Raw genomic sequence first — 14,069 nt, forward strand, 5'->3', positions numbered from 1 at the left:
GCTCGACTGGAAGTTTGAAGCCTGGATCGACCTTCCGTAACAGCCGCTCGGCAATCGAGAAATACTCCGAAAGGATCGCGCTCGCGACGCGAAGCACGACGGTATTGATGTCCATGCTCGTTCGTCTCCCAATTAAATAGCGCTTCCTGCGTGAACGGTGTCGCAGCGACGAGCCACGTCCGTTCGCTCCAGCAACACCCATCGCAGGGGTCGGTGAACGCCTTCTTCATCACAGCTTGAATTACAGGTACAAGACAGCTCAAGGGGGTCAGAAATGTTGGGTTTCAACAGCGTTTGCAGCCTCGCTTGCTGCCAGTACGCGGCGGTGCCTTGAGCACCGCACCTCCGGTATGATCTCGAAGAGTTTTGAGGAAGGCTTCGAAGCTCAGGTGACGCATCGATTTCATCGTCACCGGCATCAATCCTGGCCCGTACTCGAACCGACATCGGTTGGTCGGCTAGGCTGTCTCAGTTCTAGGATCAGGAGTGCGCGTCTTCACGCGGATCAGGTAGACGCTGAGTGCCGCCGCGGTCGTGGCCACCAATTCGGCCTCTTCGAACGCAGGGTCCCTGCCTTCCATGATATGCCGGCCCTGCTCGGACGCGAATCCCCACAGCTTCCGAACGGCTTCATCCATTGGCTTGGGCAGGGGCAGCCGACTTATGATCGAGCCCAACGTGCCGGTCGTTCCATCGTACTCTCGCGCCACGCACTCGAGTGCGGCCATAGCGTGCTGAATGGCGCCGGTCACATCTGGCTCGGGGCGCCTGGAGATGTCTATCAGGGCCTGGTGGATCTCGTTGGCTGCGGTTGGTGCTCCTGCGGCCAGCATCAAGCTTGGTGCTGTTGCCGTTGCTAGCTCGAACGCCTCTGACCCCCGGACAACGATTTTGCCCTTTTCCATCTTCCACCCAATCCCGTGTTCGCGGAACGCGGTGTTGAGCAGCTCCTCGTACTGACGTGGTTTATCGCCGTCACTGTCTTGCCGCTCGAGGGATTGATAGATCCTCTCAGCCAGATCGTAGATGCGGAACCACGGCGCGTCATCGACCAGGTCTTGCACCTCTCGTTCCACAGGTTCGTCCGACCAGTTATTATGGTTCGGTCGGCGCAGCATCACTGCACAGACGATATCTCGCATGCCCTTGGGGCCGTAGCCCGATGCATACCCGCCCATCAGAACTGCATCCCGTATTTCGGGCGGAGCGTCTTCACGGACGGTGATCTCGACGTCGGGTGCGCGGAAGCCGAAACGAGTGGAGAAAGTCGGATCTGACATAGGATGGTTCCGCGAGTTCCAGGGTCTCTACTGAGGAAGGCCAAGCGACTGGATTATTGCGCAGTCGGTCTTGGCTCGAAACCCCCTGCTCGGCTCGGAACAAGTCGCTGTCGACGACATCGTTGGCACAAGGTCAACATGCCAGAGCTCGGAATGTCCAGCGCAGGACGACCGACTCGGTGCAAGATCGTGCAATGACGAAAACGCCCCGCCTTCGCCGGAACGACGCCGTGATGATCGCGCATTTGCAGCAAGCCTGGGAACGAGCAGGGTTCGAAGGGCTCGACCCATACTTGGCAGTCGAGCGCGAGAGGAAGATTTTCGAGACGGTTCTGGCCTGTGATCCCACGCCGCAAGGTCGCTACGCAGACTGGTTGTCGCGCTGGCGTCGGAGAAGCTGGCCCTTACACGGTATGCGCGGACCGGTCGGCAGCGATCATCCCATCGATCTGGCCCAGGCGCTGGCTGAGTTCGAAGCGGTTCGGCACCAGCTTCGGAGCGAGTGCCGGGACGTCAATACCTGCATGACGGCATCGGATCTAAAGGCTGCGGCCACGGAATTAGATGAAGCTGGCATTCGTGCTCGGCGTCGGCATGAAAAAGCATCCGCCATGCTCGAGACCGAGTTCCTGCACGACGATGGGGTGTGGCGCCTGATCAGGTTGAAGGGCCGCCAAGCAGCTGTTTGGTGGGGCAAAGGAACACGTTGGTGCACCTCGTCGACCGTCAACCCGCAGCACTACCTGAGCTACGCTGCTAAAGGTGACCTCCTGGTTCTAGAGACCCCGATGGGACGCTTTCAGCTCGCAACTGCAACCGGTGAGTTCTGTGATGCTGCTGATGCGCCAGTAGACATGGAGACAACCTTGCGCAACGCCCCTACGGCGCTGAGGCGCATCCTCAGCTCCCTGTAGACACCTCCAACATCCCTGTTGGCACGATTACCCCCAAATTCCACCGTGGGGGTAAAAATTTGACTCATGCCTGCCGATAGGATAGTTTTCCTTACACTCAAATTTCAAAATGGGGGTAATCGTGGAGAGGATTGCACTTCCGGTTCAGACTTTGTTCGCCGAGCTCGTCGAAAGGGCACACGCACATCAACTGCAAACTGAATTCGACGTGGCTGGCCGCTTCATCACGAGATCACTGAACGGACGGGAATATTGGTATTTTCGGAGTGCCATGAAGGCCGGTGAAAGGACTGACAAGTATGTCGGCCCAGATAGCGAAGAGCTCCGCCGCCTCATCAAGAACCATGAAACGGCACGGGACGACTACAAGCAGCGCAGGCAGCTCGTCACCGCTTTGGAGCGCACCGGAATAAAGGGCCCGGATGCCCGCACGGGCAGAATTTTGGAGGCCCTCGCAAATGCTGGCATCTTCAGGATGCGAGCCGTTGTGGTTGGAACTACGGCTTATCAAACCTACGCGGGCCTTGTTGGTGCCAAGCTGGCAGCCAGCAATGCCATCACGGAGGATTTGGACTTGGCTCAATTCAAGACGATCTCAGTGGCCGTCGACGACGAGGTAGATGTGCCCTTGCTCGAGATCCTGCAGACGGTCGATCCTGAGTTCCGACCAGTGCCAGATACGTTCAGCCCAGGACGGAACTCCCATTATGCCGTAGGCACGGGATATCGCGTGGATGTTCTAACGCCCAACCGAGGTCCCGACGACGATGCTCTGGTGACATTGCCATCCATTCGATCGGATGCGCAGCCATTGCGCTTCCTGGACTTCCTGATCTTTCAGGAAGTTCGTTCGGTCGCGCTTTGGGGCCCTGGCATCCCCATCAACGTTCCGGCCCCGGAACGGTATGCTCTTCACAAGCTGATGGTAAGTCGTTTGCGATTGGCAACGAAGGAAAGCCAAACGAAGGCTCAGAAGGATCTTCGTCAAGCAGTCGAGCTTATCCGCGCACTAATGCCGACGCGACCCTACGAGTTGAAAGATCTGTGGGCCGAGCTGAACGACCGAGGCCCCAGATGGCGCCAGTTGGCCAACGAAGCTTTATCACTCGTGGACGCTCAGTTAGGTGATCCAGACTTTGCCAACGAATTCAGACAGATGGTGGAACCGTCCGGTAACACGTACGGGTGAGCCGTACTTGGAAACTGTTCTACTGTAGCTTGATACTCGCGACCACAGGGCAATGATCGCTCAGGCGAGCATTCATTTGCCCTGCATATCGAGGATCGTCCGCGAAAGGGATGCCCACCTTTTCGACCTCGCTCACGGCACTGGCAAGGCTCGCATCGTAAACCAAGAAGTCTATCGTCTCAGCGAAGAAGCCTTTATGCGGCTCGGGCCAGCACACAGTGTTCAGCCCCTCCGGTGCTTTGACGAGGTCGAGGTCACCGGGTCCGCCGTCGTCCAGCATCTGCCACATGTGGTCGACGCCGTTTGGTCGATTGAGTTGCCTATTGAAGTCCCCGAGGACGAGCACAGCATGACCTAGCTCGTGCCGCTGCTCGATCCAATTCTCGAGTATGGCGGTTTGCGCCAGCAGAGTGCGACAATCGTAACGATTGTTGTTCACGCGACCGTCTTGGCGGGTGTCGAAGACTGGGGCCAGCGAATTCGCGTTGCATCCCGACTTGAGATGCACATTGAGCAGCTCGATCGGTCTAGGCCCGGCCGAGAGCTCCAGCACCAGGCCTGAGCGCACCGAGAAGTCCTGAGCTTGGCCGTCACCGTTGATCTCGATGTTGGGGAGGCGCAACGCGGACAACGTGCGCGATGGCGGGACGACCGGAAAGGCTGCTTTGCTCACGGCGAACGCCGTGTAGATGTCGCGATCTGCCCCTGCCTCGGCACCGACGACATAGTCCGTCGAGAAGATTAGGTGGTACTGATCCGCTGGGAAGATGCGTGCCGCGGCAGCGGGCGAGCCAATTTCCTGCAAAGCCACCACATCCAGGTCAAGCGAAGCTGCATAAGCAGACAAACGTTCATAATCCACGTCGTCGCGCGGGGTGGCGCCGCTCCTCAAGGGGACGCCTGATTCGTGGTGAAGGTTCGTGATGTTCAAGGTGCCGACCCGAAACTCCTCGGCCGACACGGAGGGTACGACGAATGCTGCAAGCAAGGCAGCCTGTGCAAGTCGAGAAATCATAGAAGTCTCCACTCATCTGAAAATCTGGTAGCGCGGCGCGAGGCGCCATGGCCACGTGCAGGATGTCATCCTTGCAGGCAAACGTCGATGCAGAACGCCTTTGATCCTGCTTGGCTTACTGAGAAGAATTATTACAATCCTTCTGACGGCGGAAGCCAACGAATGCTGCAAGGCGAGGAGGGTCTCGAGTGCATGAACCTCTGCCCCATAGCGAAAAGGTCGACGTCGATCGCTTGGCGAGGCTCTTCCGCAGCACCACCCAATCTTACAAATTCCTCTTCTTTCGAGCCATCCTAGCTTCTGTCCGGAGGACGCGAGCCCCCATCGTTGCGTTCGAGGACCTGCTTGCCGACATGATCCTCGGCGCGTGGTGGCCAATTGCGGTTTCTCGCCTCAATATCGGCAACGCAGCCGGCAACGATATCCTCACTTCCGTGGTCGAAGGCATCGTCACGTCCGGCAGGGCCAGCCTGTCCAGACCGGAGGCGCTGGCTGCTGCGCGAGCAAATCTTGCGATGGGCAAGAAGAATACGCCGCTTCGATACGTGGTGGAGGCGCTCGTCGAACCTTGGACAAGGGCTTCCTCTGCTCCAATCTACGCACGGCAGGCGAATGCGATCGTGCTCGACGCGGATTGGTTAGCCTATTTGACGGCCAATCTTCCCGTGGTGCAGGGCTGGGTCGATCATGCCTGGTGCATGTGGGTCCAGGACCGCAATCCCAATGTTCCCGTCAGCATGCAGAAGTTGGAGCCGATCGATCTTCGGAAATCGCTCAGCGAACAGCGCTCCTTCTTTCTCCGGAGCGTGCCACCGGAACAGCTTCACTGCGCCTACACTGGTGCCTTGGTGCAAGGACCACTTCATCTGGACCATTTCTTGCCGCGAAGCTTCGTTGCGCATGACAGGATCTGGAACCTGCTGCCCGTGGCCGGGTCCTTGAACTCTGCCAAAGGTGCGCGCATTCCCGACATTCGGTATGTCGATGCCCTCGCCAGGTTCCATGCCCAGGTCCTTCGCGGAGCCATCACCAATCGCGACAAGTCGCCATTCCTCGAGCAGTACTGCTTGGATCTGCGCCTGTCGCCACGCCAATTGGGCGACGCCGATGCCCTGCAGCAGGCATATTCGTCCGTAGTGCCGGCGATGATGACGATCGCCTCCCGCATGGGCTTCCCATCTCAATGGCACCCATTGTGACGAGCACTTAACCAACCGCGTTGGCCATCAAGTAAGGACTGTATCGTACCGTATCGTACCACTATCTGGGTTTGACCATGCGGCCAAAAGCAACACTCTCTGCTGTGCGCGAAGTCTGGGAAGAGTTTGCGCGCCAAGGGCAAGTTCCCACTCTGCGAGAGATTCGTGCGATTACGGAGGGCAGCCAAAGCACCATCGCGAAGCATGTCCAGACGATCCTTGGGGAGCGCGAGGAAGTCGAACTTCCGGATACCGCCGAAGCCTTCCTTCGGGCGAGCAGCGAATCCATTGCCAAGAGGCTTTGGAAGGAAGCCGAACAACTGGTGAGCCAGCGCTACGAACAGCGTATCGAGAGCATTCTGAGTATCCAGGTCGGTCTCCTGAACGCTTTGCGCGCGTCGGAAGAGAACGAAACCGCTGCTCTGAGCAGAGCCGAGGCAGCGGAGGTCGAAGTGGCCCGTCTGCAGGAGGAACTCGCCGCGAGAGCCAGCGCCGAAGAGCAAATGGCACGACTGGCACAGATGCTTTCGCCAAAGAAGCGCAAACCCGTCGATGAGCTGCTTGCCTTGATCTACCACGGCATGACGGACCAAACCCTGATCTATGACCGGATGGAGGATCAGGGGTTCACCCGGCAACAAGCATCCGTTGCGCGCGGGCATGCAAAATCCGCGGGCTATATCACTGTCGGCGACAATGAGATCGAGATGACTGCTGACGGCCGGGCGAGACATGAAACGGGTGTTAAGCCCCGCGCAGCTTGAGACATGGCCACTCGCTCCAGTGTCGTCGACACCTAATCGTGACCAGCCTCAAGCGCACTGTGAACCAGGAACTTCGCCTATCGAGCGACCACCAGCCGCGCCCGTGGGTTAATGCGCTGCCACGGCGCCCGGCTGAGATGAGCGCCAGTCACGATCTTTGCCGCCAAGAGACTCGACGAGCAGAAGACGTTGGCCAACAGCCGCCACCGGTCCGTGACGCCTGGCAACTCTCCAAGCACGCCGCGGTCAGCGAGAAGCCGCCGGCGTCCGCTCACTCCAGCTAGTAGTGCCGCCCCTTCACGCATCCGCACATCCGATCCAGCGCGGACCACGAACCCACCGTCGGTGGGGTATCCTCGGGCCCACACGCCATCGTAGCTCAGCTCGTGCTCATCCTCGATCTGCCCTGATATCTCATCGCGCACTTCCACGACGCCTTCGTCGGCAATAGCTGCCGTGACTGCTGTTTCGAATGGCAAGAATGAAGCATCTAGGGCGCGGCATCCCGCTGCATGCAGCAGCATGCGCGCTTGAGCCAGTAGGGCTTCGAGCTCGTCCCTCTCGAATGGTGGGCAGTCGCCAACCACGGGCATTCGGTCGACCTCAAGCGTCCGGCCCGGCAGTGCGCCAATGATCTCGTGCACCCTTGCCTCAAGGTATCGACATGCAGACTTGGTCAGCCTGGAGTCCACCGCGCTCAAGGCATAGACCTCGGCATAATGCGCCTTTGTTGGATCGGACGCATGCTCCAGCAGTCGACGGCGCAGATCGCTTGCCTCTCCTGGGCGCACGCCCAACCGACCAGATGCCGGCCCTGTAAGCAAATATATGCCGTGGGCTGGCGGAAGGCCGGCATCGAAGAGCCGCTGGAGATCGCTCCATGGGCCCGCATACACGCGCAATGGCGAAATCCGGGACTCTGCAGTTCTCAAGGCATCAAGCGCAGCGTCGCGATAATGTATGGTAACGGTGGTGCCCAAGGCGGTCATGATCCACTCCGGGGCGTGGAAGCAGTGGACAGGATAGTGTGCGTTGAAACCAGCAACACGATGCTCCGATCATTGGTACGGTTCTTCGTCGTGCAAGCGACTGGCACGCGTTGTTCTTCCGTCTGCTGACCGTGTCACCTATGGCGTTTTTCCATAGTCTTCACCGATGTCAGTGTTCACCACCCCTCATCTGCCGCAATCTCGCGGTGATGAGCACAGCGAACCGGCACCGGAGTCAGCAGCAGGTTGCCGTCCGGCCAACAAGCCGGTGATGCCGAGGCTCAGCCGGCAAGCGACGCGGTTTGGTCGTAGCTGATCAACGCAGTGCCCGGGCGCCCATTGCTGCTTTCATGATTCACCAAGTCCATGGTGAATTCAAAAAGCTCATCGTCGAAGCTGAGTTGGCGCTCACGATAGGCCTCGAGATCCTTGATATCGCGAACAAGAGCGACATGCTGTCCTGCTTGCACGCAGATTGGTCCTACGCACAGCAACTCCTCGAGATCGTCGACTTGGTGAAGCGACACCAAGGGTGCAGGCGGAGCCTGGTACCCCGCCGCGCGAACGACGAGGTGCAGGGTGTATTCAGGCCCGTCGGTATAGGCCTGCACGACTTCCGCACCGTCGAAGGGTGCCCAAAGGTAGTAGGTGGGGTGGCCGGGGAAGACGAGGCGCTTGATGAACGTAGGAAGGAACTTTTCAACTGGCATCGTCTCCTTGGCCTTGGATGCGTCCGGGTTTTTGGTCGTATGAGCGCCCGAACGGCCGCCGCTCCCGGATGCATTTGGAATGAGGTCGATGATGGGACCGCCTGCATCCGGTCTGTTCTCCGCGAGAAGGAGGTTCTTCAAAAACTCCACTGCTTGCGCGTCCGCATCTCCAAAGCTCTTGAGGACCCTCGCCTTCACCGCAAGATCGATAAGCGCATTCTTGCCCGCGGCTGAAATGGTGTTGAGCCTTACACCATTAGCTTGCGCCTCCACCATCATAGCCATTACCTGATCACGAGCCTCGCGCTTGATCTCGGCCGTTTCGACATCGTTTGGATCACGGCCGATGTACCGCCAAGTGACGCCGCAATGGCTGTGACCCAGCGCGGCCCGCACTGCCTCGATGTCATTGGTGGCGTCGAACATCCTGGTCGCACCGGTGCGGCGCAGATCATGAAAATGAAGGTCGGTCATATTCGCCGCTTCCATGGCCCGGCGGAAGTTGCGTGCCTTGATCCAACCCGTCCATGGCACAAGTTCGTTCACGCGGTCAGCATACTCGGTCATACGGGTGAACACGAAGACGGGATGGATGCCGGCCCGCTTCTCGAGGATGCGTCGCATGGTGTCATTGATGTAGCGATTGAATGGCTTATCGCCTTTCTGAAGCAATCGGATGTAGTTGCTGACCTCGCCCACCTGTTCCCAGGTCAAATCCATCAAATTTTTCGAGCGGATCATTGATGCGAGAGCAAACTCGCAAATATCTCGCAGGTCCTCCTCCATGGCGTCGAACAGTTTGGGCTGATCGGCTTCAGAGAGTGTCTTCAGGCGCCAAATGATTGAGTATTTGTGCCGACGTGGGTTTGGGAATTTGCGGAACACCACATACAATTCATCGCGGGCATAGCGAAGAACCGCGATGATGGGCTGGATGATATTGTTTCGAAGAGTGATGTTGCTGAGCGGACCTCGTGGGTCGTCCACGTATGACCTGCGCGTCCATTCGCCCTTGTGCTTGCGATAATACAAGGCCTCGGAGCCGGACCCAGCCTCGGCCGCATTACGGATTTCCACCCTCTCCTGCAAGGACAGCTTCTGGCCCGGCTGGACTGGCCACCGCTCGTCCGCGATGTCGACGAGAAACTCTTCCACCGTGCAGGGAAGTCGCCAGGTCGATAGAAAATGCTTGATCTGCTCGCCCTCCACCATAGCATGAATCGCCTCGTCGGTCGTTTCCGAGATCGGTGTTTCCGGGCCGAAAGCTCCAAGCACCAGTCGACAGGCGTCCTTGCGAGAACTATGCATATGGTGATTGTCCGCCAAATAGCGGTCGATGGCGTACTTCCAGGTGACGACCTCAGGATGGGAAGTCTGGGCGTCTATGATCTCGAGGATTTCCTGACGCCTGAGCTTTTCGAAAGCGTCTGCGTCGCGCTTGTTCTTGCAGCGGGTCGTGCCACGGAAAGTTTGCCCATCGATTTGAAATTCGTAGTGGTAGATCTTGCCACGAAGATAAGTGGTCATGGGTGCTCTCCGAACTGCGTCCCTCAACAAGACGCGCACCAGTTTTGATCGACGTTAAGAAAAGGTCCAACTTTGCTTTATTCCGACCTTAACGGCCGTTAACGAATGAAGTCCCTGCTTCCAGCCCCGCGCTTTCGAAGGATGGCGTCGACGGCCAGGGCCTGACCTTTCGAGAGAGGTGCGGGGCGATCTTGCTTCTCGCCTTGCGCTAGGAAGGCAAGCAGTTGCGACCGGGTGAAGCATCGCTTGATCCGGTCGGAGCCTCGACCAACTTGGGTGAAAACGATCTCGCCTCGTTGCGCGTGCTCACGCAGGGTCCTGACGTCCATAGCCAGTGCGTGCGCCGCCTCAGCCATGGGGATCAACAAGCGCTTGCCGAAGATCTTGTCCAACGCGACATCGTCCATCGATGGCTCGAGATTATCCATTGGTTCTGTCCCCCGACCGGGTAGACAACGCCCGGGCCCATGCCTGAGAAGACTCGGCCGACAGCGACAGTGATGAGCGGAAACCGCATCGTGCGGGTGAATGGTGGGGGATGCTGGCCATGGTGGAACGCTAAAAATTGAGAAGCGCGCGCCACCACGCGGGAGCGGGGTGCGAATTCAAGCATCCGGCGTTAATTCCACGCCTGTGGCCAGAAGTAGGTTGAGGGCAGCGGGGTTCAAGACCTCGGAGCACTGACGTCGCTGCGATGGTTAACGACCCGCGCAATAGATCGTGCGAACTGCGGCGCCTTCAGGGTGCCAACACTGTTTCGTCGCCCCCAGTCAATTCTACGTTCCAGGAATGGTGTGGCACCCGGGCTCCCAGTTCCACGGCCCGTGTGGCATCGGAAGCAACGCGACTGCTCTCAACCGGAGGTCGCCAGGTTCCTATGTCTTTTCGGCGTTCGGGTTGGGCTTCAGCCACATCCAGCCTTTCTCGGTCTTCAGAACGGCCTTTTCGCGCAGAAGACGATTGAGTTGCGGCGAGATGCTGCTTCGTGGGACAACCCGATCGAAGCGCGTGGCGAATGCAGCGATAATTTCGCCGGTGGTCATCGGCTCTTCGGCTGCATCGAGTATCGTCAGCACCTGCTGCCAGATCGCTGCCGATGGCCCAGCGCTGTCGGTCGCTACGGTGATATTCACCCGCTCAGGGGATTGGGCAATCGACGTCGAAGCAGCCGCCAGTACGGATTCACCGAGCGATTCTGGTGCCGAGTTCGAAGCGCATTCTTCATCGACGGACGACCTGAGCGACTCCATATGTGGAAGCAGCACTGCGTGCTCCGCTTCGAGCGTTTGAATCTCTCGCCTCAGCGATTCTAGACGCGATTCGATCTCCGCGAATCGCCTAGGAAGGAAGGTGAAGAATGATTCCTGTGGGCGCTGTGGCTGCATGGATTCGCTCGAACTCTGTACGGTTAAAGCCCAGAATGCCATGAGCAGATGACCGTGCGCTTAAGAGCCGTTGCCCTTACTCCCATCCTTCGGTGAGCGGTTCGGCGCCTACGTTCTACAGGCATGATGCCGTCCGGCCCTGTGAGGACATTTGTGCGGATTCATCGTTCCGAAGCACTCATTTCAGTTCCGTTGCAGCCGAAGCCCCGGAATGCTGGTCAAGAATTTATCTCATTAGGTCAAAGACTTAGTGAGTTCATCGGATTCTATACGATCCAGCAAAAAATCTTTAAGGACATATGTGGGCGCCCGGAATCCTTGGGAAATCTGCCCGTTGTGAGGACAATTGTGAGGACTCGCTGCTCCGCAGCGCGCCATTGGGTTCACCTGCATGGACGATGACCCAACGATGCCTCCGTTGAAGACTTCATCTGGCGAGGGGCGAGGAAGGTGCGCCGAACCTCCAAGGAACCACTTGCAACCACCCCCACCGATTCGCAGCAGAGCGATCGAGCCGACCCTTGGTGCTCGATGATCCATCGGTATGGTGATTCACCGAGGTCGGATCGCCGCAGGCGATCCGCTGCATCGTCGAATGGGTTGCTCGTGGTCCTCGCGTTCACCTTCGTTGGCAGGCGATTCAGAAAGATGACTCAAGTGCGACATTTGCTGATAGCCACCAAAGGTCCATGTCCTGACCTGCCGACGATTCGCAGGAGAACGAAGAAACGTGAGTGCGGCTTTTCCCTGCCCGACCTGGTTTGAACGTACCTAATTACCCACCGCTTCGCTCGACGCGATGGCGGCCATGTTGACAACACCACGGCTGGTTACTGACGGGGCAAGAATGTGCGCCGGCTGCCGGGTGCCCATTAGGATCGGTCCGACCGGAAGAGCGTTGTTGAGCTCCTTGAGCAGCGTCATTGAAAGGTTGGCCGCTTCGAGATTGGGGAAGATCAGGAGGTTGGCTTCGCCCTTCAGCATCGAGCTCGACACGTACCGGTCGCGAAGGCTCTCGTTGACCGCCAGGTCGCCCTGCATCTCGCCTTCCACCACGAGGTCCGGCGCCACCTCCTTGAGCGTCTCGTAGACCTGGCGCATCTTGATCGAGGTCGCGCCATCGCGCGAGCCGAAGTTGGAGTAGCTCAGTAGCGCTGCCCGCGCCTCGATATTGAAGCGGCGCAGGTGGTCGCGGGCCTGGAGGGTGATGGCGACGATCTCGTCGGCGGTGGGGTCGATGTTGACATAGGTGTCGGCGAGGAAGAACACGCCCCGGTTCATCACCAGCATGGACAATGCCGAGAGCTGCAATGCCTCATCGCTGAGCCCGATGACGCTCTGAATGTCGCGGGCATGCTTGATGAAGCGGCCCTGGAGGCCGCAGATCAAGGCATCGGCCTCGCCGCGGCGCACGGCCAGGGCGCCGATCACCGTGGTATTGGTGCGCACGATGGTGCGGGCGGTGTCGGCGGTGACCCCCTTGCGGCCGACCAGCTCATGGAAGTCGGCGACATAGTCGCGATAGCGCGGATCGTCCTCGGGGTTGATGACGGCGAAGTCCTTGCCCGGGCGGATGGTGAGGCCGAAGCGCTCGAGGCGTTGCGAGATGACCGAGGGCCGGCCGATGAGCAGCGGATGGCCGATGCCGTCCTCGAGGATGACCTGGGTGGCGCGCAGCACGCGCTCGTCCTCGCCGTCGACGAAGGCGATGGTCTTGCCCTGCCCCTGCGCCCGCTCGATCATCGGCTTCATCACGAGACCCGAGCGGAACACGAAACGATTGAGCTGGTCGCGATAGGCGGCCCAATCGGCGATGGGACGCTGGGCGACACCGGTGTCCATCGCGGACTTGGCGACGGCCGGAGCGATGCGCAGGATCAACCGCTGGTCGAAGGGGTTGGGGATGAGATAGTCGCGTCCGAAGATGGCGGGCACGCCATGGGCGGTGGCTTCGAGCCCTGGCTCGTGCGCCAGCCGGGCGATGGCTTCGGCGGCGGCGGCCTTCATCGCCTCGTTGATCACCGTTGCACCGCAATCGAGCGCGCCGCGGAACAGGAAGGGAAAGCACAGGACGTTGTTGACCTGATTGGGATAGTCCGACCGGCCTGTGCAGATCAGCGCATCGGGCCGCGTTTCGCGCGCCAGTTCGGGCATGATCTCGGGGATCGGGTTGGAGAGGGCCAGGATCAATGGGTTTGGCGCCATGTCCTTCATCATCTCGGGCTTGAGCGCACCGGCCTTGGAAAGCCCGACATAGATATCGGCGCCGGCCATGACCTCCGACAGCTCGGTCGCATCGGTGTCCTGCGCGAAGGCGCCACGCCAGCGATCCACCGTGTTGTGTCGTGCCGTGGTGACCAGACCTTTGCTGTCGGCGATCCAGATGTTCTCCCGCCGAGCGCCGACGGCGATCAGCATGTTCATGCAGGCGATGGCGGCCGCCCCTGCCCCCGAAGTCACGATCTTGACCGAAGCGATATCCTTGCCGACCAGCTTCATGGCGTTGATCACGGCTGCGGCCACGATGATGGCGGTGCCGTGCTGGTCGTCGTGGAACACCGGGATGTTCATGCGCTCGCGCAGCGCTTCCTCGATCTCGAAGCACTCGGGCGCCTTGATGTCCTCGAGGTTGACGCCGCCGAAGCTCGGCTCGAGCGGCGCGACGATCTCGATGAAGCGCTTGGGATCCTGCTCGTTGACCTCGATGTCGATGGAATCGATGCCGGCGAACTTCTTGAACAGCACCGCCTTGCCTTCCATCACGGGCTTGGAGGCCAAGGCGCCAATATTGCCCAGGCCCAGTACGGCGGTGCCGTTGGAAATCACGGCGACGAGGTTACCCTTGGACGTGTATTTGTAGGCCGCCTGCGGGTCAGCGGCGATCTCCTCGCAGGGGATGGCGACTCCAGGGGAATAGGCCAGCGAGAGGTCGCGCGTATTGGCCAGCGGCTTGGTCGCAACGATCTCGAGCTTGCCGGGGCGAGGATGCTCGTGGAAATGGAGCGCAGCATCTCGCAGGCTCGAATTGTCGTTGCTCATCAGTTCCTCCAGGTTGGCATGGGACCTCCTCAAGTGGCTGGTCCTCTCACCATGGAGC

11 protein-coding genes are annotated in these 14,069 nt (G+C 59.4%); 4 read left to right on the forward strand and 7 right to left on the reverse strand.

Annotation, left to right across the window (positions count from 1 at the left end; genetic code table 11):
• Window positions 1-458: 458 nt before the first annotated feature.
• A complete protein-coding gene (locus tag G5575_RS01370) occupies window positions 459-1,280 on the reverse strand; it encodes an AbiJ-NTD4 domain-containing protein (protein ID WP_164532766.1) in 822 nt (273 codons plus the stop codon).
• A gap of 194 nt (window positions 1,281-1,474) precedes the next feature.
• Here G5575_RS01370 and G5575_RS01375 point away from each other — a divergent pair, with 194 nt between their 5' ends.
• The gene (locus tag G5575_RS01375; protein WP_164532767.1) at window positions 1,475-2,194 is read left to right on the forward strand and encodes a hypothetical protein; all 720 of its coding nucleotides are present in this window, start codon (window positions 1,475-1,477) and stop codon (window positions 2,192-2,194) included.
• A 121-nt stretch (window positions 2,195-2,315) separates the two neighbouring features.
• Complete coding sequence (locus tag G5575_RS01380) at window positions 2,316-3,383, forward strand: nucleotidyltransferase family protein (RefSeq protein WP_328765800.1); 1,068 nt, start codon at window positions 2,316-2,318, stop codon at window positions 3,381-3,383.
• A 19-nt stretch (window positions 3,384-3,402) separates the two neighbouring features.
• Here the strand turns inward: G5575_RS01380 and G5575_RS01385 are convergent, their stop codons facing one another.
• Window positions 3,403-4,398: an endonuclease/exonuclease/phosphatase family protein gene (locus G5575_RS01385; RefSeq protein ID WP_164532768.1), complete on the reverse strand. Its 996-nt coding sequence runs from the start codon at window positions 4,396-4,398 to the stop codon at window positions 3,403-3,405.
• Between the two features lie 188 nt (window positions 4,399-4,586).
• Here G5575_RS01385 and G5575_RS21420 point away from each other — a divergent pair, with 188 nt between their 5' ends.
• Both G5575_RS21420 and G5575_RS01395 read left to right on the forward strand, forming a co-directional pair.
• Window positions 4,587-5,597 carry an HNH endonuclease domain-containing protein gene (locus G5575_RS21420; RefSeq protein ID WP_207632963.1) on the forward strand — a complete coding sequence of 337 codons (1,011 nt, stop codon included), beginning with the start codon at window positions 4,587-4,589 and terminating at the stop codon, window positions 5,595-5,597.
• A gap of 77 nt (window positions 5,598-5,674) precedes the next feature.
• Window positions 5,675-6,361, forward strand: a complete 687-nt coding sequence (locus G5575_RS01395) for a hypothetical protein (RefSeq protein ID WP_164532770.1) — start codon at window positions 5,675-5,677, stop codon at window positions 6,359-6,361.
• 77 nt (window positions 6,362-6,438) lie between these two features.
• Here G5575_RS01395 and G5575_RS01400 read toward each other — a convergent pair whose 3' ends face one another.
• The 5 genes from G5575_RS01400 to G5575_RS01420 form a co-directional block, all read right to left on the reverse strand.
• Window positions 6,439-7,350: a GIY-YIG nuclease family protein gene (locus G5575_RS01400; protein WP_164532771.1), complete on the reverse strand. Its 912-nt coding sequence runs from the start codon at window positions 7,348-7,350 to the stop codon at window positions 6,439-6,441.
• A 281-nt stretch (window positions 7,351-7,631) separates the two neighbouring features.
• Complete coding sequence (locus tag G5575_RS01405) at window positions 7,632-9,587, reverse strand: tyrosine-type recombinase/integrase (protein ID WP_164532772.1); 1,956 nt, start codon at window positions 9,585-9,587, stop codon at window positions 7,632-7,634.
• 98 nt (window positions 9,588-9,685) lie between these two features.
• On the reverse strand, window positions 9,686-10,015 hold the full coding sequence (locus tag G5575_RS01410; RefSeq protein WP_164532773.1) for a helix-turn-helix domain-containing protein: 330 nt from the start codon (window positions 10,013-10,015) through the stop codon (window positions 9,686-9,688).
• A gap of 447 nt (window positions 10,016-10,462) precedes the next feature.
• On the reverse strand, window positions 10,463-11,014 hold the full coding sequence (locus tag G5575_RS01415) for a hypothetical protein (protein WP_164532774.1): 552 nt from the start codon (window positions 11,012-11,014) through the stop codon (window positions 10,463-10,465).
• Between the two features lie 729 nt (window positions 11,015-11,743).
• Complete coding sequence (locus G5575_RS01420) at window positions 11,744-14,011, reverse strand: NADP-dependent malic enzyme (protein ID WP_164532775.1); 2,268 nt, start codon at window positions 14,009-14,011, stop codon at window positions 11,744-11,746.
• Between the last annotated feature and the right edge of the window lie 58 nt (window positions 14,012-14,069).

This window comes from Devosia aurantiaca (assembly GCF_011058215.1).
GTDB lineage: Bacteria > Pseudomonadota > Alphaproteobacteria > Rhizobiales > Devosiaceae > Devosia > Devosia aurantiaca.